17 protein-coding genes are annotated in these 21,899 nt (G+C 74.6%); 7 read left to right on the top strand and 10 right to left on the bottom strand.

Translation table 11 applies throughout. The annotated features are described in order from the left end of the window. Positions 1-107 precede the first annotated feature (107 nt). Entirely contained in the window at positions 108-1,253 is a 1,146-nt protein-coding gene (locus AC1C2W_RS04875) for an LLM class F420-dependent oxidoreductase (protein WP_495412646.1), read from the top strand. 365 nt (positions 1,254-1,618) lie between these two features. On the opposite strand, the gene AC1C2W_RS04870 is transcribed toward AC1C2W_RS04875, so the two are convergent. After that, the gene (locus AC1C2W_RS04870; protein WP_495390187.1) at positions 1,619-2,011 is read right to left on the bottom strand and encodes an MGMT family protein; all 393 of its coding nucleotides are present in this window, start codon (positions 2,009-2,011) and stop codon (positions 1,619-1,621) included. A gap of 62 nt (positions 2,012-2,073) precedes the next feature. Between AC1C2W_RS04870 and AC1C2W_RS04865 the strand changes: the two genes are divergently transcribed. Further along, a complete protein-coding gene (locus tag AC1C2W_RS04865; RefSeq protein WP_495390186.1) occupies positions 2,074-3,372 on the top strand; it encodes a GNAT family N-acetyltransferase in 1,299 nt (432 codons plus the stop codon). A 33-nt stretch (positions 3,373-3,405) separates the two neighbouring features. Here the strand turns inward: AC1C2W_RS04865 and AC1C2W_RS04860 are convergent, their stop codons facing one another. After that, positions 3,406-4,407 (bottom strand): Fpg/Nei family DNA glycosylase, encoded by a 1,002-nt coding sequence (locus AC1C2W_RS04860; RefSeq protein ID WP_495412529.1) that lies wholly within the window; start codon positions 4,405-4,407, stop codon positions 3,406-3,408. Between the two features lie 14 nt (positions 4,408-4,421). Further along, complete coding sequence (locus AC1C2W_RS04855; protein ID WP_495390184.1) at positions 4,422-4,889, bottom strand: ribose-5-phosphate isomerase; 468 nt, start codon at positions 4,887-4,889, stop codon at positions 4,422-4,424. Positions 4,890-4,939: 50 nt separating this feature from the next. On the opposite strand from AC1C2W_RS04855, the gene AC1C2W_RS04850 reads away from it, so the two are divergent. Further along, complete coding sequence (locus AC1C2W_RS04850; RefSeq protein WP_495412528.1) at positions 4,940-6,952, top strand: M13 family metallopeptidase; 2,013 nt, start codon at positions 4,940-4,942, stop codon at positions 6,950-6,952. Positions 6,953-7,071: 119 nt separating this feature from the next. On the opposite strand, the gene AC1C2W_RS04845 is transcribed toward AC1C2W_RS04850, so the two are convergent. Continuing rightward, the gene (locus AC1C2W_RS04845; RefSeq protein ID WP_495412527.1) at positions 7,072-8,121 is read right to left on the bottom strand and encodes a hypothetical protein; all 1,050 of its coding nucleotides are present in this window, start codon (positions 8,119-8,121) and stop codon (positions 7,072-7,074) included. Positions 8,122-8,376: 255 nt separating this feature from the next. Between AC1C2W_RS04845 and pepN the strand changes: the two genes are divergently transcribed. Next, complete coding sequence (pepN, locus tag AC1C2W_RS04840) at positions 8,377-10,926, top strand: aminopeptidase N (RefSeq protein ID WP_495412526.1); 2,550 nt, start codon at positions 8,377-8,379, stop codon at positions 10,924-10,926. Positions 10,927-11,072: 146 nt separating this feature from the next. Here the strand turns inward: pepN and AC1C2W_RS04835 are convergent, their stop codons facing one another. Next, positions 11,073-12,065: a type IV toxin-antitoxin system AbiEi family antitoxin gene (locus AC1C2W_RS04835; RefSeq protein ID WP_495390180.1), complete on the bottom strand. Its 993-nt coding sequence runs from the start codon at positions 12,063-12,065 to the stop codon at positions 11,073-11,075. A gap of 183 nt (positions 12,066-12,248) precedes the next feature. Further along, a complete protein-coding gene (gene malQ / locus AC1C2W_RS04830; protein WP_495412645.1) occupies positions 12,249-14,384 on the bottom strand; it encodes a 4-alpha-glucanotransferase in 2,136 nt (711 codons plus the stop codon). 242 nt (positions 14,385-14,626) lie between these two features. On the opposite strand from malQ, the gene AC1C2W_RS04825 reads away from it, so the two are divergent. Next, positions 14,627-15,724: a mechanosensitive ion channel family protein gene (locus AC1C2W_RS04825; RefSeq protein ID WP_495390179.1), complete on the top strand. Its 1,098-nt coding sequence runs from the start codon at positions 14,627-14,629 to the stop codon at positions 15,722-15,724. Positions 15,725-15,741: 17 nt separating this feature from the next. Here AC1C2W_RS04825 and AC1C2W_RS04820 read toward each other — a convergent pair whose 3' ends face one another. After that, positions 15,742-15,990 (bottom strand): PTS sugar transporter subunit IIB, encoded by a 249-nt coding sequence (locus AC1C2W_RS04820; RefSeq protein ID WP_495390178.1) that lies wholly within the window; start codon positions 15,988-15,990, stop codon positions 15,742-15,744. A 104-nt stretch (positions 15,991-16,094) separates the two neighbouring features. On the opposite strand from AC1C2W_RS04820, the gene AC1C2W_RS04815 reads away from it, so the two are divergent. Together AC1C2W_RS04815 and AC1C2W_RS04810 are read left to right on the top strand one after the other, a co-directional pair. After that, positions 16,095-16,502: a globin gene (locus tag AC1C2W_RS04815; RefSeq protein WP_495390177.1), complete on the top strand. Its 408-nt coding sequence runs from the start codon at positions 16,095-16,097 to the stop codon at positions 16,500-16,502. 38 nt (positions 16,503-16,540) lie between these two features. Beyond that, positions 16,541-17,464, top strand: coding sequence for an acyl-CoA thioesterase (locus AC1C2W_RS04810; RefSeq protein WP_495390176.1), 924 nt, complete (start codon positions 16,541-16,543; stop codon positions 17,462-17,464). A 12-nt stretch (positions 17,465-17,476) separates the two neighbouring features. Here AC1C2W_RS04810 and AC1C2W_RS04805 read toward each other — a convergent pair whose 3' ends face one another. The 3 genes from AC1C2W_RS04805 to AC1C2W_RS04795 all read right to left on the bottom strand — a co-directional run bounded on the left by AC1C2W_RS04805 (position 17,477) and on the right by AC1C2W_RS04795 (position 21,852). After that, a complete protein-coding gene (locus AC1C2W_RS04805) occupies positions 17,477-17,980 on the bottom strand; it encodes an acyl-CoA thioesterase (protein ID WP_495412525.1) in 504 nt (167 codons plus the stop codon). 102 nt (positions 17,981-18,082) lie between these two features. Next, complete coding sequence (locus AC1C2W_RS04800) at positions 18,083-19,786, bottom strand: GTPase (RefSeq protein ID WP_495390174.1); 1,704 nt, start codon at positions 19,784-19,786, stop codon at positions 18,083-18,085. Further along, positions 19,783-21,852, bottom strand: coding sequence for a dynamin family protein (locus AC1C2W_RS04795; protein ID WP_495412524.1), 2,070 nt, complete (start codon positions 21,850-21,852; stop codon positions 19,783-19,785). The genes AC1C2W_RS04800 and AC1C2W_RS04795 overlap by 4 nt, the downstream gene beginning before the upstream one ends. Positions 21,853-21,899 lie beyond the last annotated feature (47 nt).

Below are 21,899 nucleotides of genomic sequence, written 5' to 3'. Positions count from 1 at the left end.
CGCACCTCCGGCCGTCGGCTAGGGTGTGACCTGCGTTACCCCATACTCCCGGTACCGGAAATCTCGACGGTCTCATCTCCACGAGGAGCACCCGCCCCATGAGCACGCTGCGCATCGGCATCCAGACCGGCTACTGGTCCCGCCGGCCCCCGAAGGGCATCGTGCCCGCGCTGGTCGCGGCCGAAGCGCTGGGGCTGGACTCGGTCTGGACCGCGGAGGCGTACGGGTCGGACGCCTTCACCCCGCTCGCCTGGTGGGGCTCGCGCACCCGCCGGATCCGTCTCGGCACCGGCATCGCGCAGATGGCCGCCCGCACCCCCACGGCCACGGCGATGCAGGCGATCACGCTCGACCACCTCTCCGGCGGGCGGTTCGTGCTGGGCCTCGGGGCGTCCGGGCCACAGGTCGTCGAGGGCTGGTACGGCCAGCCCTACCGGCGCCCGCTGGCCCGCACCCGCGAGTACGTGGACGTCGTGCGGCAGGTGTTCGCCCGCGAGCGCCCCGTCACCGCGAGCGGAGACTTCTACCGCCTCCCGCTGCCGGCGGACGCGCCCGGCGCCACCGGACTCGGCAAGGCGCTCAAGCCCACCGTGCACCCGCTCCGGACCGACATCCCGATCGTGCTGGCTGCGCAGGGCCCCCGGAACGTCGCGCTCGCCGCGGAGATCGCCGACGGGTGGATGGCCGGCTTCTACGCCCCGCGCGCCGACGCCGAGCACCGCGAGCTGCTGGCCACCGGCTTCGCGCAGCGTGCCGCCGAGCGCACGGCGTCGTCGGAGTTCGAGGTACTCGCGACCGTGCCCGTCGTCGTGCGCGACGACGTCGAGGCCGCCGCGGACGTCATCCGGCCGCACATCGCCCTGTACGCGGGCGGGATGGGGTCCAAGGAGGCGAACTTCCACAAGGCCTCGCTCGACCGCCTCGGGTACGCGTCCGCGATGGACGAGGTGCAGGAGCTCTTCCTCGCGGGCCGCCGGGACGACGCCGCGCGGGCCGTGCCGACCGAGCTGGTCGAGGAGATCGCGCTGGTCGGGCCGGCCGCCAAGGTGGCCCGCGATCTCGCCCGCTGGGACGGCACCGCATTGACCACCATGCTGCTGCAGGGCGACCCGTCGTCGATGCTCACCGTCCTCGCCGCCGCCCAGGCCGCGCGCCGGGACGCCGACGGCGGCACCCCGCTGGCCGCCCGCCTGCGCGCGGGCGCCGGCTCGCTGGCGGCGCGGGTGGCGCGGGTGGCGCCGAAGAAGGCCTAGCTGTCCCGACCCCCGCACCAACCCAGGAAGCCGCGCACGTAACCCGCGAGCGACAATTCGGGCGTTGTTCGGGTAGTCGCGGAACAGTGCCGGCTGGACCTCGTCGTTGCCCTCGCGGGAGACGAGGGCGACGTCGTGCTCCCAGGTGTCGGGGCTGACCAGGCTCGGGTCGGGCACGCCGTGCAGGTACGCGGTCTCCGGTGGACGGTCGAGACTCCCCGCACGCCCGGCCGGCCGCCGACATGGTCCTCGCCTGGGCGGCCACCGAAGAGCAGCTACCGGGCCGGCTGCGGCAACCGGGGCAAGGCACGCCCCCACTACGAGCGCACCCGCTGGCCCGTTCGCCGCGCGCTCCCGGCGGGCGATCACGGTGCCTCCGGGGCCGCCTCGGGGAACCAGACCGCTCGCCGCAGGTCCACGCGACGGCCGTCCCGGGTGAGCGGGCAGCCCTCGGCCCGCAGCGCGTCCAGCGCGGCCGTGAGATGGCGGACCGGCGGGGACCCGGCGGCGTTGACCACGCGCCACCAGGGCACGGGATGGTTGTCCTGCGCCGGGCCCACCACGACGGCGTCCTCAGGAACGAGGTGGGCGTACCGGTCGCCGGACCCGGCCATGACGTTCCCGACCTGCCGCGGCCCGCCGCGGCCCAGCGCCTCGCCGACGATCTCCGCGATCAACCCGTACGTCATCGCCCGCCCCGACGGGATACGGCGGGCCAGGTCGAGCACCGCGGCGGCGTACTCCTCGACGGCGTCCACACGCCGACCCTAGTGGTCGAAATGGGCTGGCCCGTCGCCGCCCGCCGCGCCACGATCGGGGGGTGACCTCCGCCTCCGCCGCCCTGCCCGCCGGCTACCGCTCCCGCCAGCTCACCGCCGCCGACCGCCGCGCCCTCCTCGACCTCGACACGTGGGCGTTCCCCGCGTCGCAGTCGGTCGACGACTTCGACGACATGGTCCTGCCCGTGACCTGGGAGCGGACGGTCGGCGTCGAGAGCCCGACCGGCGGTCCCCTCGCCGCACTGCGTGCGTCGTACCCCTTCCCACGGTTCCCCGTGCCCGGCGGCGAGCTGCCCACGGCGGGGCTGACCTGGGTGGGCGTGCACCCGCAGCACCGCCGTCGCGGCCTGCTCACCGCCATGATCGACGACCACCTGACCCGCTGCCGCGAGCGCGGCGAGCCGCTGTCCGCGCTCTTCGCCGCTGAGACCGCCATCTACGGCCGGTTCGGCTACGGCAAGGCCGCCGACGACCTGCGGCTGAGCATCCCCCGCGGCGCCGCCCTGCGCGACGTGCCGGGCGCCGACGAGCACACCGTGCGCATCGAGCACGCCGACCGGGAGCGTCACGGCGAGCTCGTGGCGCGGCTGCACCGGGCGCCCGGCCTCACGACCGGGGCCGGGGCTGCCGGCCTCAACCGGCCCGGCTGGGCCACCCGCGAGACCGAGGAGCTGTGGGCGAGCTACTGGTCCGACCCGAAGTCCTTCCGCTCCGGCGGCCGCGAGTCCCTGCGCATCGTCGTCGTCGAGCGTGACGGCGAGCCGCGCGGTTACGCGATGTTCCGGCGCACCCTCGGGTGGGAGCCGACCGGCCCCCGCGGCACCGTGCACGCGGGCGAGGTCGTGGCCCTCGATGCCCCGGCGGCCCGCGCCCTGTGGGGCGTGCTCCTCGACCTGGACCTCATGAGCGCCACCGAGCCGTTCCTGCTGCCCGTCGACGACCCGATCGCGAGCCTGCTCGTCAACCCGCGCGCCGCGGCGCCCCGCGTGGCGGACAACGTGTGGGTGCGCCTCGTCGACGTGCCCACGGCGCTCGCCGGGCGGCGCTACCAGGCCGACGTCGACGTGGTGCTCGGCGTCACCGACGCCCGCCTGGCCGACAACGCCGGCTCGTGGCGCCTGCGGGCCGGCGCGTTCGGGGAGTCGACCTGCGAGCGCACGGACGCCGCGCCCGATCTCGAGCTCGACGTGCGGGAGCTGGGCTCCGCCTACCTGGGCGGGACGTCGCTCGCGGCCCTCGCGGGTGCCGGGCTCGTCGTCGAGCAGACGCCCGGCGCGCTCGCCGGCGTCGCCGCCGCGTTCGGCTGGCCCGTGGCCCCCGCGTGCGGCTGGGTGTTCTGACCTGCTCAGACCTGGCTGCTCAGACCTGGCTGCTCAGACCTGGCAGACGCCGCACCAGAACAGGTTGCGGCCCGCGAGCTCCTTGGTGAGCACGGGCGCGCCGCACACCCGGCACGGCAGCCCGTCGCGGTGGTAGACGTAGAACGCCTCGTCGGCGGGCACGGCGCCGGGCGCGCCGTCGGTGTTCTGCCGGGTGCGGCGGCCGGCGTCGTGCACACCGTCGGGCACCCGGTGCTCCGGGCGGGTCGTGACGATCGCGCCGGTCGCGGCGCCGTCGCGCATGAGCACGACGAGGTCGTCCCAGATCGACGCGAGCGTCCCGGCAGAGACGTCGCGGCCGGGGCGCAGCGGGTCGAGGCCCGCGCGGAACAGCGCCTCGGCGCGGTAGATGTTGCCCACCCCGGCGACGACCGCCTGGTCCATGACCTGCTGGCCGACGGTCACTCGCGACCGGCGGACGCGCGCGACGAAGGCGGCGCGCGCCGCGTCCAGCGTCCCCCGGCCGCCGTCAGCGCGAATCGGGTCCGGGCCCAGGCGGGCCTCGACCCCCGCCTTCTCGGCAGGCGTCAGCACCTCGCACGCGGTCGGCCCCGTGAGGTCGGCGACGGCGTGCTCGCCCAGCAGCCGCACCCGCACGGCGCCGCGCGGCGGGGGTGGTGCCCACTCGCCGGGACCGTCGACGCCGCTCTCGGGGCCCGTCGGGGTCGTCTCCCGCTCGCCGATGCGCCGGCGGGGCGCGCCGATCGCGTGCACGATCCTGCCGCCGGACTCCCCTGAGCCTGCCGAAGGGTCGCCGTCGAACGTCCACGCCCCGTACAGGCCCAGGTGCACCCGCAGCCAGCGCAGGTCCTCCCCCGGGCCGAACCCGCAGAAGAGCTGCTTGCCCCACGCCTCCGCCGCCACGAGGGTGCGGCCGTCGAGCAGCGCAGCGCCCGCCTCGAACCGACCCTGCGGGCTCGAGACCCGCAGCGGCCGGCCGCCGAACAGTCCCTCCACCGCCCGCGCGAGGCGGTGGACGGTGTGACCTTCTGGCACGTCAGGCGATCACGTCAGGAAATGGCCGAGACGTCGTGCGACGCCTCGTACGCGGCCAGCTTGTCGATGCGGCGCTGGTGGCGCGCGTCGCCGCTGAAGGGCTCGACGACGAAGGCCTCGACGAACGCCGTCGCCTCCTCGACCGGGTGCATGCGGCCGCCGACCGCGATGACGTTCGCGTCGTTGTGCTGGCGGCCGAGCGTCGCGGTCTCCAGCGACCAGGCCAGCACGGCGCGCACGCCGACGACCTTGTTGGCCGCGATCTGCTCCCCGTTCCCCGACCCACCGATGACGACGCCCAGCGACCCGGGCTCGGCGACGACGGCCTCGCCCGCGGCGATGCAGAAGGCCGGGTAGTCGTCCTGCGGGTCGTAGGCGTACGCCCCGTGGTCGACGACGTCGTGGCCAGCGGCCCGGAGGTGGTCGACGAGATGGGACTTGAGCTCGTATCCAGCGTGATCGGCGGCGATGTGCAGACGCATGCCCACATTCTCCCCTACGGCGCGTCGGCGGCGAGCCGTAGGGTGTCGCCATGACTGCCGACGCCACCGGGCTGAGGTCCGGCATCGACCTGTCCGCACTCGACGATGCCGTCCGCCCGCAGGACGACCTGTACCGCCACGTCAACGGCCGCTGGCTCGACCAGCACGAGATCCCCGCCGACCGCGCGATGGACGGCGCGTTCCGCGCCCTGCACGACCTCTCCGAGGAGCGGGTGCGCGCCATCATCACGGACCTTGCGGCCACCGAGGGGCTCGACCCTGCGTCGACGCCCGCCAAGATCGGCGCCCTGTACGCCGGCTTCCTGGACACGGACCGCGTGGAGCAGCTCGGCACCGGGCCTCTGGCCGGCGAGCTCGCGCAGATCGCCGACGCAGCGACGCCCGCCGACCTCGTCAGGGTGCTCGGCTCCCTGCAGCGCACCGGCGGCGGCGGCGCCGTCGCCTTCTACGTGGACAACGACGCCAAGGACCCCGAGACCTACGTGACCTACCTCGTCCAGGGCGGGATCGGCCTCCCCGACGAGGCGTACTACCGGGAGGACCAGTACGCGCCGGTCCGCGAGAAGTACGCGCCGCACGTGGCCCGCATGCTCGGTATCGCCGGCGTCGCCGCCGACTCTTCCTGGGGGGTCGGCGCCGAGGACGCGGCCGCCCGCGTCGTCGCCCTCGAGACGAATCTGGCCGCCCACCACTGGGACGTGGTGCGCGACCGCGACGCCGACCTCACCTACAACCCGATGACGCTCGCCGACCTGGTCGAGCGGGCCCCTGGCTTCGACTGGCGCACATGGGCCGAGTCCCTCGGCGCCCCGGCCGGGACGCTGGACGCCCTCGTGGTGCGCGAGCCGTCGTTCGCCACGGGTTTCGCCGAGCTGTGGACCTCCGAGCCCCTGGCCGACTGGAAGCTGTGGGCGGCCTATCACCTGATCACCGCCCGCGCCGCCTACCTGGACACCGCGACCGTCGAGGCCAACTTCGACTTCTACGGCCGCACCCTCTCGGGCGCCCAGGAGGTCCGCGACCGGTGGAAGCGCGGCGTCGCGCTCGTGGAGAGGGCGCTCGGCGAGGCCGTCGGCGAGCAGTACGTGGCCCGGCACTTCCCGCCCGAGCACAAGGAGCGGATGGACGCCCTCGTGGCGCACCTCGTGGCCGCGTACCGCGAGTCGATCGAGCAGCTCGACTGGATGACGCCCGAGACCAAGGTCAAGGCCCTCGCGAAGCTCGAGCGCTTCACGCCCAAGGTCGGGTACCCCGTGAAGTGGCGCGACTACGCCGCGCTCGAGGTCGACGCCACCGACCTGGTCGGCAACGTGCGCCGCGCCCACGCCTTCGAGCAGGACTACGAGCTCGGCAAGATCGGCCGGCCGATCGACCGCGACGAGTGGTTCATGACGCCGCAGACGGTCAACGCCTACTACAACCCGGGCATGAACGAGATCGTCTTCCCCGCGGCCATCCTCCAGCCGCCGTTCTTCGACCCGGACGCCGACGACGCCGTGAACTACGGCGGCATCGGCGGCGTCATCGGCCACGAGATCGGCCACGGGTTCGACGACCAGGGCTCGAAGTACGACGGCGACGGGCGCCTTGAGGACTGGTGGACCGAGACGGACCGCACCGAGTTCGAGAAGCGGACGAAGGCGCTCATCGCCCAGTACGACGGCTTCCGGCCGGCGCAGCTCCCGGCCGACGGCCCGCACGTCAACGGCGCCCTGACCATCGGCGAGAACATCGGCGACCTCGGCGGCCTGTCGATCGCCATCAAGGCCTACGGGATCGCGCTCGGCAAGCCGCTCGACGAGGCGCCGGTCGTGGACGGGCTCACCGGCCTCCAGCGCATCTTCCTCGGCTGGGCGCAGGTGTGGCAGTCCAAGGGTCGCGACGAGGAGATCGTGCGGCGCATCGCCACCGACCCGCACTCCCCCAACGAGTTCCGCTGCAACGGCGTGGTCCGCAACCTCGACGAGTTCCACGCCACCTACGGCGTGGAGCCGCTCGACGCGCTGTGGCTCGCTCCCGAGGAGCGGGTGCGCATCTGGTGACGCACCGTCCTACCGCTGGCTGAGCAGCGCCACTGGTTGAGCAGCGCCACCGCTGGCTGAGCAGCGCCACCGCTGGTTGAGCCTGTCGACCCCGATTTCGACAGGCTCAACCAGTGTGATCAGCTGGTCCCGATGCCCGCTCGGGCCAGGGAGAAGCCCTTGCCCGAGGGGTCGTGGGTGCACGCCATACCCGTCTCGTCGCTGGTGCAGGTGAAGTCGCCCTCGGTGATCGAGTCGCCGTAGTCGAGGACGTCGGTGTCGCCGCCGGCGGCCTTCGGCTGCTCGTCGGCGGGGACGCACGGCTGCGCGACCTGACCCTCGCCGTCGACGGTCACGAGGTAGCCCGTGGTGCCGTCGCAGCCCTCCGTGGGGGCGGGCTGCTGGTTCAGCTCGGCGATGCCGCAGCTCGCGCCGTCGGTGTAGATCGTGCAGGTGATGTTCTTCGACGGGGCCGCGAAGCTGGCCACCTCCTCGCCCTGCGTCGGCGCGGACTCGGACACCGACGGCGTCGGCGTGGCCGACTCCTCCACGCCCGCGCCCGCGCCCACGCCCGCGCTCGCGCCCGGAGACTCCGGCGACGACGACGTGAGGATCTGCACGGCGAAGAACACCGCCACGGCGATGAGCACCACGTCCACCACGATGAACGCGATCCAGCCGGCGGAGAGCCGGCGCTTGCGGCGGGGCGGCTCCGACGGGGGCGAGGCCGATGCCACCGGGTAGGCGTCGCCGGGGCCCTGCGGGGCCGGCTGCGCGTACACGGGCTGCTGCACCTGGGTGGCGGCGGCGTAGGCCTGCTGCGCCTGCGTCGGCTGCGCCGCGTACCCGGGCGAGTACGCCTGCGGGGCGACGGGCGGCGGCGGCACCGGCGCGTGCGCCGTCGGTGCGGGCGCGGATGGCGCGGGAGCAGGCGGTACGGGGGCGTGGACGGCGGTCGCAGCGGGCCCCGGGGCGGCGACCTGTGGGGACGGCTGCTCGGGGCGGGCCCCTGCCGACGGCGCGGTCACCTGCTGCAGCGGGACCTCCGCGCTCGGGTCGACGGACATCGGCCGCCGGTACGCGGACACGACACGGCGCACCCCGGTCGCCGGGGTCGCCGGGGTCGACGGCGCCACGGACGGCGGCCTGCCGTCCTGGCCCGGTGGGGGCGGCGGAACGGTGCCGGACATCTGGACTCCCTCCAGTCACGATCTGCGCCGCTGGGCGGTGCGCCGGGCACCTCGCCGCGACGGCGCACCGGGCAGGATGTCACGATCGGGTCTCACCGGTCGAACCCGCCCTTCCCGGTCACCCGCGACGACGCGGCCGTCCGCCCCCGGGGACCCCGGGAAAGCCGTGCGTCCACCGGAGCCCGAGGTGGCATCATCGTGCGCGAGCCTGCGCGCCCCATCACGCGCGGGACCACCGACCCAGAGGGAGAACCCGTGCCCGCAGAGAACCTGACCCGCGCCGAGGCGATCGAGCGCGCCGGCGTCGTCACCGACGTCGAGTCGTACGCCATCGATCTCGACCTCACCACCGGACCCACGACCTTTGCGTCCACCACCGTGATCCGGTTCTCCGCGTCGCCCGGCGGGAACACGTTCGCCGATCTCGTCGCCCCGTCCGTCCGCGAGATCGTGCTCAACGGCCGCTCGCTGGACCCCGCCGAGGTGTTCGCCGACTCGCGCATCGCGCTGGCCGACCTCGCCGCCGAGAACGAGCTGCGCGTCGTCGCCGACTGCGCCTACACCAACACCGGCGAGGGCCTGCACCGCTTCGTGGACCCCGTCGACGGCGAGGTCTACCTCTACTCCCAGTTCGAGGTGCCGGACGCCCGCCGTGTCTTCGCCACCTTCGAGCAGCCCGACCTCAAGGCCCCGTTCCAGGTGACGGTGACCGCCCCCGCCGCGTGGCAGGTCGTGTCGAACCAGCCGACGCCGACGCCGACCACGCACGCGACCGAGCCCGACACCGCGACATGGACCTTCGAGCCGACCCCGCGCATCTCGTCCTACCTCGTGGCCCTCGTCGCCGGCCCGTACGCCGTGCAGCGCGGCGAGCTGACGTCGTCGGACGGGCGGACCATCCCCCTCGGCGTCTTCTGCCGCTCGTCGCTGGCCGAGCACCTCGACGCGGACTACATCATGGAGACCACCCGCAAGGGCTTCACCTTCTACGAGTCGACGTTCGACGTGCCGTACCCGTTCGACAAGTACGACCAGCTGTTCGTGCCTGAGTACAACATGGGCGCGATGGAGAACCCCGGCTGCGTGACGTTCACCGAGGCATACGTCTTCCGCTCCCAGGTGACCGACGCCGTCCGCGAGCGCCGCGTCGTGACGATCCTGCACGAGCTGGCGCACATGTGGTTCGGCGACCTGGTCACCATGAAGTGGTGGAACGACCTGTGGCTGAACGAGTCGTTCGCGGAGTACGTGTCGACGCTCGCCACCGCCGAGGCCACCGAGTGGGAGGCGGCGTGGACCACCTTCTCCGCCATGGAGAAGACGTGGGCCTACCGCCAGGACCAGCTGCCCTCCACCCACCCGATCGTCGCGGAGATCCGCGACCTGGACGACGTTCAGGTCAACTTCGACGGCATCACCTACGCCAAGGGCGCCTCAGTGCTCAAGCAGCTCGCGGCGTGGGTCGGCCGGGACGAGTTCCTCGGGGGCGTGTCGGCGTACTTCAAGAAGCACGCGTGGTCCAACACCGAGCTGCGCGACCTGCTCGTCGAGCTCGAGGCCACCAGTGGCCGCGACCTCACCGCGTGGTCGGCGGCCTGGCTCGAGACCGCGGGCGTGAACACGCTGCGCCCGGAGCTCGCCGACGCCGACGGCCGCATCACCGGCTTCGCGGTGCTCCAGTCCGCCCCCGCGGACTACCCCACGATCCGGCCGCACCGCCTCGGCATCGGCTTCTACGACCTCGTGGACGGCAGCCTCACCCGCACCCACCAGGTCGTGATCGACGTCGACGGCGAGCGCACCGACGTGCCGGAGCTCCTGGGCAGGGAGCGCCCCGCGCTCGTCCTGCTCAACGACGAGGACCTCGCCTACGCCAAGATCCGGCTCGACGACGCCTCCCTCGCGTTCGCCGTGGAGCACCTCGGGCAGATCGCGGACCCGCTGGCCCGCTCTCTCGTGTGGGGCTCGGTCTGGGACGCGGTGCGTGACGGCGAGACCCCGGCCTCGGCGTACGTGGACCTGGTGCTCGGCAACATCGCCGCCGAGACGGAGTCGACGACGGTGCGCACCACGCTGAACCAGCTCGGGCTGGCGGCGCGGTCCTACGTGGCGCCCGCGCGGCGTGCGGAGACCCTCGCGCGCATCGGCGACACGCTGTGGGCCCTCGCGCAGGACGCGGCGCCCGGCTCCGACCTGCAGCTGCAGCTCGTGAAGTTCTTCGCGGCGCTCGCGTCGACGCCCGCGCACGTGGTGCCGCTGCGCGGGCTGCTCGACGGGTCGGCCGCCCTGGGCGGCCTCAGCGTGGACACCGACCTGAGCTGGGAGCTGCTCGAGAGCCTCGTGCTCCTCGGCGCCGCCGGCGCCGCCGAGATCGACGCCGGCCTCGCGCAGGACGACACGGCCACCGGCCGGCAGGCGGCCGCCCGCGCGCGTGCCGCGGCGCCGACCGTCGAGGGCAAGGAGGCCGCGTTCGCCTCCGTCGTCGACCGGACCGACGTGCCCAACGCGATCATCCGCGCCACGGCCGCAGGCTTCGTGCACGTCACGGACGCCGCCGTCCTGGAGCCGTTCGCCACCCGCTACGTCGACGCGCTGCTGCCGATCTGGACCACGCGCAGCTACCACATCGCGGAGGAGCTCATCGAGGGTCTGTACCCGGCGCCGCTCGCCTCCGTCGCACTCCGCGACGCCGTCCGGAGCTGGCTCGACGCCCACGCCGACGCCCCCGCAGCCCTGCGCCGCTTGGTCGTGGAGCAGCTCGCCGGCACCGAGCGCGCCCTCGGTGCCCAGGCCGCCGACGCCTGACCGCGAGATAGAGAACCCTGGACGCCGAGATAGAGAACCGAGCCCGCCGAGATAGAGAAGGCGACCGGCCGAGATAGAGAAGGTGGTCCCGGCAAGCGAACGCCCCCGGAGGTCCTGACCTCCGGGGGCGTTCGTCGTACCGCCGGTCAGGGCTGCCGCTGTGCGGCACCTCTCGCCCCCGACAGGATGCGGTGCGCCCGCCCGGCCAGCGCGCGCCGCACCCTGACATGGAACGCGTGCGGCTGATCGATGTCCGGCCAGTCGGAGCGGACGATGCGCCAGTCCTGCTCCTCGATGGCTCGCTGCCTGGCGCGCTCCCGACGGCGCACCTCGTCGGGATCCCCGTCCGCCAGCACGGTGTACTTCACCTCGCCGTCGAACTCGATGCCCACCCGCGCCGCGGGCCAGCCCAGGTCCACCCACCTCGGGCCGAGGGACGTCAGGACCGGGATCTGCGTGGTCGGCTGCGGCAGCCCCGACTCGACGAGGCCCCACCTGGTCAGCGTCTCCCCCGGAGACCCCGACCCGCCGTCGGCGACCGCCAGCACCTGGCGGGCTTGGACCACGCCGCGCTTCCCGCGCGACTCCTCGACGATCCGGCGTACGAGCGCGCGGTCGGCGCCGTGTCGCAGGGCGCAGTCCATCACGACGAGAGCGGAGCCGAACGGGAGGCCCCGCGCACAATCGACCGCCGTGCGTTCCAGGCTCGTCACCGGCACCCCCGCGACCTCGTCACGATCACGCGACGGCAGCCTCGTCCAGTGCCGGGTCACGAGGAAGCGGTGGTCCCACGAGTCGTCCTCGCGGCGGATCTGGGGCGGGTACAGCTGCGTGAGGTGCACCCGGTCGGAGAGTCGATAGGTCCACATCCCGTGCAGGAGAGCCGCCGTCTCGTGACTGAACCAGACCTCGCTGTCGAGCTGGCTCCATGCAGCAGACACCCGGGCGAGCACAAGGTCTCGCCGCGCGACCGCAGCCGGCGCGTCGGGGGACGGCGGAGCATAGATGCCGGGGCGCAGACGCGTCAGCTCGGCATCGACCTCCGCGAGTCGTTCGACCTCGGGCAGCCCTCGCGCCGTCAGGAGCGGAGGGAAGGCGGGCGGGATCAGCGGCGGCGGCGCGGGACGTGTCCAGGTCACGGTCGACAGGATGCTGAATCCCGAGCCGTGCCGTCGACGTCGGACCGACGATCTGTGGACAACTCTGACCGAGGCCCTCCTGGGGGCAGGCTTCTCTATCTCGCGCTGACTGCTTCTCTATCTCGTCGCATGGGGTTCTCTATCTCGTCGCCGGGGGTTCTCTATCTCGGCGGGAGGGGGTCTCTATCTCGCGGTGCGCACGGCGTCGACGAGGGAGCGCAGCCGGGCGTTGTCGAAGAGGTCGTCCAGCAGGACGACGTTGCCCAAGCCGTCGGCGAGCGGCACCTTCCAGTTCGGGTACTCCCGGTCGGTGCCCGGCTGGTTCTGCGCCCGCCGTTCCCCGACGGCGTCCACGAGCTGCACGCCCACGAGGGCTGCCGGGCTCTTGCGCAGGTACCGGTGCAGCCCCTCGACGATCTCTCGCTCGGACGGGTGGTCGGACACCAGGCCCCGCATGGCCAGGGCCAGCACTGCGGCGTCCCGCTCGGCGCGGGCGGCACTGCGCAGCTCCTGCGCGTTGTCGGCGAGGAGGCCGAGGCGTTCGCGCAGGTCCACGTGCTCGCCCGCGAGATAACCCGCGGTCGGCGGCATGTCGTGCGTGCCGACGGTCGCGAGCGACGACCGGCGGTACTTCTCGGGCTCGAGCGGGCGGCCGTCCTCCTTCTCGAACCAGAGCACGGACGTGCCGAGGACGCCCCGGTCGGCGATCTCGTCGCGCACCCAGGGTTCGAAGACGCCGAGGTCCTCCCCCACCACGAGCGCCCCGGCGCGCCGGGCTTCCAGGCAGAGGATGCCGACGAGCGCCTCGTGGTCGTACCGCACGTATGCCCCAGAGGCCGGTTCGATGCCGTCGGGCACCCACCACTGCCGGAAGAGGCCCAGCACGTGGTCCACCCGCAGCGCGCCCGCGTGCCGCAGCACCGTGCGCAGCATGTCGCGGTACGGCGCGTACCCGGCACGCGCGAGCGCGCGAGGGTTCCACGGCGGCTGCGACCAGGCCTGGCCCTGCTGGTTGTACATGTCCGGCGGCGCGCCGACGGAAACCCCCCTGGCCAGCACGTCCCGATGGGCCCACGCGTCGGCGCCCTCGGGGTGGGCGCCCACGGCCAGGTCGTGCATGATGCCGATCCGCATCCCGGCCTCGCGCGCCACCCGCTGGGCCGTCTGCTTCTGCTCGTCGGCCACCCACTGCAGCCAGGTGTAGAACTCGACCCGCTCGGCGAGCTGCTCGCGCAGGGCGGCGACGGCGGGCGACGCCGGGTCACCGAGCTCGTCGGGGCGGGGGCGGCTGCCGAGGTGCTCGGCGATCGCGCACCAGGTGGCGAAGTCGCGCAGGCCGGTGCCCTCCTCGGCGACGAACTCCTCGTAGGCGGCCTCGCGGGCGGCGCGCCGCGGCGCCGTGAACACCACCTCGAGGGCCGCCTTCTTCGCCTCCCAGACGCCGTCGCGATCGATCGCACCCGGGTCGGCCTCGAGGTCGCGCACCGGGTCCGCGGCCCACTCCACGAGGGAGCGGTCGGCCGCCGAGAGGTACGCGGTCTCCGGGATGTCCTCCACCCGCACGTACAGGGGGCTGAGGAAGCGCCGGCTCGTCGGCAGGTACGGCGACGCCGTCAGCGGCGTCACGGGCTCCGTGGCGGACAGCGGGTTCACCCCGACGAAGTCGGCCCCGGCGCGGTGCGCGGTGAGCCAGGCGAGGTCGGTCAGGTCGGCGAGGTCGCCCACACCCCAGGACGTGCGCGAGCGCACGGAGTAGAGCTGCACCAGAAAGCCCCACCACTGGTCGTCCTCGAGCCCCGCGGGCAGCTCCAGCCGGCGCGGCGTGACGACGACGGTGGCCCGGGTCTCGTGCCCCTCCGTGAGGGCGTGCAGGGCGTGCCAACCCAGCGGCAGGTCGCCGGGCAGGGCGAACGTGGCGCGCCCGACACGCCGCCCGTCCACGGTCCGGGGCTCGACGGTGACGTCCAGCTGCTCGAGGTCGCGGCGGGGCCGCACGGCGTGCTCCCGCGCCGCGGGCTCGGCGCCGTCCACCTCGAGCCAGACGTGCACGGCCGCGCCGTCGGTGACGTGCACCGGGATCTGCGTGTCCGAGCCCTCGCGCACCACGACCGTGGGGGGCAGCACGGCCCGCCACTCGTCATCGTGCGCGCGATGCAGGCTGTGGGTCACCTGTTGCGGGGAACCGGCGGGCACGCCCAGCGCGGCGAGGACGGCGACGAGCGTCGACGCGGGCGACGGCACCTCCTCGCCGCCGAACCCGTCGTGCTCGGTGAGCACGCCGTGCGCCGCGGCGAGCTCGCGCAGCTCGTCGCCGGCCAGATCCGCGGCCTGGTCGTCGTGCTGGTCACCGGCCTGGTCGTGCTGATCGTCGGGCGTCACGTCCGCCGCCCCCTCGGGCGCATCCGCGCGCGCGTCGTCGGGCGTCTCGTCCGGGGTCGGCAGGTCCTCGCTCACGGGACGATCCTGCCATCCCGTGCGGTACCCGGCAGTCCGCCCACGCGGCGCCGGACCGGGCCGGGCGCCCGTTTCATCGGGCTGCCCGCGATCGTTACCGTGGTCGGGTGACCCCCCTCGTACTCACCATCCACTCCGATGCCCCGACGTCGACGAGCCTGGCGCCGACCCCCACGCCGAGCCCTTCCGACACCGGCGGCATGGTCGAGGAGGGCGCCAAGGCGGCCGCCGAGGCGGGCAACGCCTTCTGGGACTGGTTCACCAGCTGGCCCCTGCACATCCTGATCATCCTCGCGATCGGGGGCCTGGTGCTTGCGCTGCTGCGCCGCGTGATCGGGCACGTGACCGAGCGCATCGCCACGGGGGCCGGCACGAAGACGACCGACGTGGCCGCGTCGAGCGAGTCGCCCGGCACCTGGCGCGGCTACCTGCGCCGCACGACGTTCGTCGAGGACGCGCTCGCGCTCGCCAACCCGCTGGCGGGCGCCCAGGCCAGCCAGCGGCGTGCCCAGCGCGCCCGCACCGTGGGCTCGGTGCTGCGGTCCACCGCCAACATCGTGGTCGGCACGATCGTGGCGTTGATGATCCTGCAGCAGCTCGGTCAGCCGGTCGGTCCGCTGGTCGGCGCGGCTGGGATCACCGGCGTCGCGCTGGGCTTCGGCGCGCAGAGCCTGGTGAAGGACTTCATCTCCGGCATCCTGCTGCTGGTGGAGGACCAGTTCGGCGTGGGCGACACGGTCGACCTGGGCTCGGGCGCCGTCGGCACCGTCGAGGAGGTGCAGCTGCGCGTGACACAGGTGCGGGCCTTCGACGGCACCCTCTGGTACGTGCGCAACGGGGAGATCCTGCGGGCGGGCAACCTCACCCAGCAGTGGTCGCGCGCGGTCGCGGAGGTGCGCGTGCCCGTGCACGCCGATGTCGAGGTGGTACGGGCCGCCCTCGGTCGCGCGGCCGGCACCGTCCAGGCGGACCCCGCGCTGTCCCCGCTGCTGCTCGAGGCCCCGTCCGTGCGCGGGGTCGACGCCGTGAACGACATCACGATGACCTTCACGCTGCACGCGCAGACGCGCCCCGGCGACCAGTGGACGGTCTCGCGCGAGATGCGCCGGCTCGCGCAGGCCGAGCTCCGCGGGGCGGGCGTGCTGCGCTCCGGTGCGGACGCCGAGACACGTGCGCTGGAGCAGGGCGTCGACTCCGAGGACTGACGGGAGCGCGCCTGCGGTCAGTAGACGAGCAGCGGGTCCATCTGCGCGGCAAGGTCGTCCGCCTCGGGGCCCACGATGACCTGCACGACGCGACCCGACCGGACCACGCCGAACGCGCCCGATGCCTTGAGGCCCGGCTCGTCGACCAGGGCTGGGTCGCTCACCTCGACCCGTAGCCGGGTGATGCAGGGCTCGAGTTCGACAACGTTCCGGCTGCCGCCGAGCGCCGCGAGGATGTCGTCCGCCTTGTGCGCCGAGTTGGTCATAGGGGCCTCCCGTGGAGTGCGTCGTTGCAGGTCCGTGACCAGCGTAACCCCCCGGGCGTGCGGTCGGGGGCAGCAGCACCGCGGGTGTCTGGGAGGATGGCCCGGTGACGGACCAGACTTCACCCGTGCCCTCCCCCGAGTCCTTCTACGACGCCGTCGGGGGGCACGCGACGTTCGAGCGCCTGGTCGACGTCTTCTACGAGGGCGTCGCGACGGACGAGGTGCTGCGCCCCATGTACCCCGAGGAGGACCTCGGCCCCGCAAAGGTGCGGTTCACCCTGTTCCTCGAGCAGTACTGGGGCGGCCCGACGACGTACAGCCAGCAGCGGGGGCACCCGCGCCTGCGCATGCGCCACGCGCCGTTCCGGGTGAACCGCGACGCCCGCGACCGCTGGCTGCACCACATGCGCGCCGCCATCGACACGCTGGACCTCGCCCCGATGCACGAGTCGCAGCTGTGGGACTACCTGGAGCGCGCCGCGTTCTCCATGATCAACACCTTCGACGAGTGAACCGCCGAGTGACCCGCCGAGTGAACCGAGGAGTGAGCGTGAGCGAGACGACCACCACCACGCCCGCCCCGGGGGCCATCCCGGACGCCCTGGACCGCCTCCTGGCCGCGCTCGACCTGCGCGAGGTCGAAGGCTGGGGCCCGCGCGGCGAGGACGACCTGTGGCGCGGGGACAGCGTGCCCGGCCCGGGCCGGCGCGTCTACGGCGGGCAGGTGCTCGCCCAGGCGCTGCTCGCGTGCGGCCGCACCGTCACCGACGACCGGCTGCCGCACTCCCTGCACTCATACTTCCTGCGGGAAGGGAAGCTCGAGGCGCCGATCGACTTCGCCGTGGAGCGGCTGCGCGACGGGCGGTCGTTCAGCGCCCGCCGCACCCACGCCCTGCAGGCCGGGGGGCCCATCCTGTCGCTGACGGCGTCGTTCCAGGTGGATCAGCCGGGCTACGAGACCTTTGCCCCAGGGCCGGACGGCGTCCCCGCGCCGGAGGACGTGCCGTCCGCGATCGAGGTGCTCCAGGGCCTCGACCACCCCGCGGCGCGCTTCTGGTCCCACGAGTCCGCGTTCGACCTGCGGCACGTGGGCAGGTCGCTCTACCTCGGCCCCGACCCGGAACCGAAGCCCACGCAGCAGGTGTGGGTCCGCGCGCGGCACGCGATCGACTCGGACGATCGGCTGCTGCACCGCGCGCTGCTGGCGTTCGCCTGCGACCAGGTGATGCTGGAGCCCGTGCTGCGCCAGGCCGGCAAGTCGTGGACCGACGTGGGCGCCACGGTGCCGATGGCGAGCCTCGACCATGCGATGTGGTTCCACCGCGACGCGCGCGCGGACGACTGGCTGCTCTACGTGCAGGAGTCGCCCGGCGCGCAGGGCGGGCGCGGCCTCGGCCTGGCCCGCGTGTACGACCGCGAGGGTCAGCTGGTCGCGAGCATCGCGCAGGAGGGCATGCTCCGGCTGCCCGCCTGACGGGCGCTGGCGTCAGCGGCGGCGGCGGAACTCGACCGGCTCCTCGGCGAACTGCTCCCAGGTCGCGCGCTCGTCGCCGGTGAGGCGCCGCGGCGCTCCCGTCGCGGCGTCGACGACGACGATCGTCGTCACCGCCCGCACGTACGCCTTGCCCCCGGACGCCGGACCTGAGCGCGGGAAACCGCCCGGCGCCCCGTCGTGCACCTCGTAGCAGACCTCCAGGCTCGCGCCCCCGAGCGAGCCGATCCACATCTCCACGCGCACCGGGGTGCGCGAGAACGCCAGCGGGCGCAGGTACTCGATCTGCTGCCCGGCCACCAGCGTGTGCGACGTCGCGTGCGGGCCCGTGTCGAGGATCGCGGTGGGCCACTCCTCGCCGGCCACGGCACCCTCGTGCCTCCAGAACGCGGTGATGCGCGCGTCCTCCAGGAGGCGGAACATCGCGACGTTGTTGACGTGCTGGTACGCGTCGAGATCGGACCAGCGCAGGGGGACGGGGACGTGCAGACGGGTCATGGGTCGCATGGTCGCACGCCGCTCGGGCGGCTCAGGAATCGGCCGGGGATCGGCCAGGAATCGGCCAGGAATCGGACGGGAATCGACGCGAGCCGCACCCCGTCAGCCGGCCGCGATCGCCGCGGCCGCGCGGCAGCGCGCGAGGGCGCCCAGCTCGTCGGTGACCGGGCCGCGGACCAGCGTGTCCGCGACACCCGTCACGGACGCCCGCAGGCGGCGGCGGGCCCGCGTGGAGCGCCGCCGCGCGCCCCAGGCCGCGGCCGCCCGGGCGACCAGCGCGAGCAGCAGGCCGGCCAGCAGGCCGCCGAGCGCCAGGAGGGTCGGCCACGGGACCTCGAGGACTCCGCCGCCGGCGCCGGTGAGGTCCACCGAAACCACGGGCAGGATCAGCGCGGGCAGCCGGAAGTACTCCAGCACGGCGGCGGCCGCGAGCCACAGCAGCCCCACGACCACGGCGGCGAGCAGCAGCCACTGCACGGCGCCGGCCACCGCCCACCACCGCGGGCGGCGGGCCGCCTCGAGCTGCGTGCCCACCACGGCCTGGTCCAGGTCGCCCGGCAGCCGGTCGATCGCGTCCTGGGCGCGGGCGCGCGCCACCAGCACCCATGGATCGGGCGCGCCGTCGGTCACCTCGTCGACGTAGCGCCTCACGGCCGAGGCCGCGGCGGCGCGCACGGCGGGCCGGGTGGTGGGCAGCGAGCTCCGCACCAGATCCGGCCGGTCCTGCGGCTCGCCCTCGTCGTCGCGGCGCAGGCCGAGGCGGCGCAACGGGTCGCGCCGCAGCCGGGACATCCAGCGCGTCACCGGCCATCCGGTGGCGAGGTGCGCGTCGCGACGATGCGCGGCGGCCACCGCCCGGGCGACCGTGGGAACCCCCGCCGCGTCCTCGAGGGCGGCCACCAGAGCGGCGGCGGCGCGGTCCCCCGGGCGGAGCGACGGGCTCGCACCGCAGGCGTCCGAGATCCGCTGCGCCGCGGCCCGCAGGTCCGCCGTGAGGCGCGCGGTGGCCGCCTCGCGGCGCGCCGCGGCGTCGGCGAGCAGCCCCCTGAGCTGGTCCATGCCCTGCCCCGTGGCCGCCGACGCCGCCAGCACCCGCGAGCCGTCGAGCCCGTCGGCGGCGACCAGCCGGCGCAGGTCGGCCAGCATGGCGTCCGTCTCCGCGTCGGAGAGCCGGTCCACCTGGTTGAGCACCACCACGACCACCTCGGCCCGCCCGGCCAGCGGGCGCAGGTACCGCTCGTGCAGCGCGGCGTCGGCGTACTTCTGCGGGTCCACCACCCACACCAGCAGGTCCGCCCGCTCGACCAGGCGCTCGGCCCGCACACGGTGCTCCACGACCACCGAGTCGTGGTCCGGCAGGTCCAGCAGCACCAGCCCCGTCGAGATGCCCGCCGGGCCACGCCGCCCGCGCAGGCGGGCCAGGCCGCGCCGTCCGTTCCGGCCGGCGGGCTCGTCGTCCGTCGTCGGCACCGGCATCTCCACGCGCCGCCGGACCTCGAGCCAGTCGAGCAGCGGGCCCGCGCCCTCGCCCCACACCGCCGCGACGGCGTGCGACGTCGTGGGCCGCCGCACGCCGACGGTCGCGACCTCAGTACCCGTGACGGCATTGAGCACGCTGGACTTGCCCGACCCGGTGGCTCCCGCGAGCGCCACCACCGTGTGCTCCGCCGACAGCCCGCCGCGCTCCCGCGACCGCGTCACGACGCCGCGCGCCTCGTCGAGGAGCGCGCGGTCCAGCCGGCCGCTCGCCGCCACCACCGCCGACTCCAGCGCCCCGGTACGGTCCGCGAGATCGATGCGGCTCACTCGTCCTCCTCCTCGCGCCGGTCGCGGCCGCGCCACCGCGACCACCATCCGCCCCGGCGCACGGGGGCGTCCGCGACGTGCTCACCCTCGGCGGCATCCCCCACCTCGCGGCCGTCGGGCCCGAGCGGCGCCCGAGGTGTCCCCGCCCCGCGCAGCAGGCCGCCGCTCCAGGGCCGCGTCGCGCCCTCGTCGGGGACGGACCGGGCGGCGCGCTCGGCGCGGGCGGCCGCGGCGACGCGGTGGGCGGCGGCGCGCACGCCGTCGGCCCCCGTGGTCTGCGTCCCGAGCGCGTCGAGCTGGGCGGTGTACCGGGCCGCCTGCCCGCGCAGCACGGCGTCGACGCGCCGCTGCAGCCGCTCCTTCGCCTGGGCGGCGAGCTGCCGCACGGCCTCGTCGCCGAAGACGGCCTCGAGCAGCTTCTGCGCCACCACCGCCGTGCCGCCCGCGATGCCGATCTCGGCGCCGGTGAGCCCTGCCGTCGAGGCGAAGACGATCACCATGAGGCTGACGCCCAGCGCGTTGACCCCGAACGAGACGGCGCGGGCGGTGCCGCGCTTGGACGCGCCTTGTTCGCGCACGAGCGCCAGCACGTCCTCCTGCCAGCCGCGGATCTGCTCGGCCACCTCCCCGCGCAGCGCGGCCGGCACGCGCGCCAGGTCCAGACCCTCCAGGAGCGCCGCGCCCGCCGAGTCGCCGCGCCAGGCCACGTAGGTGCGCTCCGCCGCCTGCTCGGCCGCGTCGAGGATGACGGACTCCAGGCCGTGCGCGATGGCCTGCTCCACCTGCGGGGCCTCCTTGGGCCGGCCCCGGAAGAAGCGCACCACGGCGTCGCGCGCCCGGCCCACGCCCGCTTCGACGGAGCGGAAGAACTCACCCGTGCCGACGAAGTCCTGCCAGCGCGCGAGCACCTCGCCGCGCAGCAGCGCCCCGTCGGAGGTCGCCGCCTCCACCTGCTCCAGCGCCTCGGCGTGGTAGCGGCGGACGGCGTCGCGCAGCCGGGCGTCGGCCACCTCCTGCCCGTCCGCGGTCTCCGCGAGCGCGACGGCGCGGCGCACCAGGTCGTCCACCACGCCGTCCCGCGTGGCCGCGATGACGCGGGCCCGCGCCTCGGGGTCGCCACCGAGGCCGGACAGCCAGGTCGCGACCTCGGCCACCGCGGCCTCGGGCAGCAGTCCGTCCACCAGGGCACCGGGTCCCGACTCCGCCGCCTCGGCGAGCACGAAGACGCGCGCGTCGCCCAGCCCGTGCTCGGCCGTCATGCGGCGCAGGTCCTCGGCCACCACCTCGGCGCCCGGGTCCACCCGGTCCAGCACGATCGCGACCTGCGCGCGACGGCGCGCGGCCTGGCCCAGCAGGTCCCACGGCACGGCGTCGGCGTAGCGCGCCGCCGTGGTGACGAAGAGCCACAGGTCGGCCGCGCCCAGCAGCTGCGTGGCCAGCTCGCGGTTCGCCGTCTCCACCGAGTCGATGTCGGGCGCGTCCAGCAGGGCGAGCCCCTGCGGCAGCGCGTCGCTCGCCACCAGCCGCAAGGCCGCGGGGCCCTCCCCCGACGCGGTGCCCGACGACCTGTCGGACACCACGTCCGTCCGGGCGGTCCCCGTGCCAGGCAGGGTCCCGGAGGTGGTGACCCGCGCCAGCCCGGGTAGCACCCGGTCGGTCGTGAACCAACGCGCGTCGAGCGGGTGGTGCACCAGCACGGGCGCCCGGGTCGTGGGCCGCAGCACGCCCGGCGCCGAGACCGGCTCGCCCAGCAGCGAGTTCACGAGCGTCGACTTGCCCGCCCCGGTGGAGCCGCCGACCACGACCAGCAGCGGCGCCCGCTCCGACCGCAGCCGCGGCAGCAGGTAGTCGTCGAGCTGGTCGACCGCCTGGCGCAGGTCGGCCCGCGCGGCGGCCACTCCCGGCGTCTCCAGCGACAGGCGCAGCGCCGCGAGACGTGCGCGCAGCGCGTCGAGGGACTCCACGAGCGCGTCGGTCGACGGACCCGGCGGGTCCTGCGCGTCCTGCGGCCGGTCGTCCGCCTGGCTCCCAGGGGTCGGGGCAGGCGCGGCGTCCGGGTCCGTCATGAGCCCAGTGTGCCCACGACCGACGATCGCCGCAGGTCCGGGGCCGT

Source organism: Isoptericola sp. Y581 (genome assembly GCF_059445475.1).
Note: the sequence above shows the minus strand (reverse complement) of the source record. Positions and strands in the feature narration are given on the sequence as shown.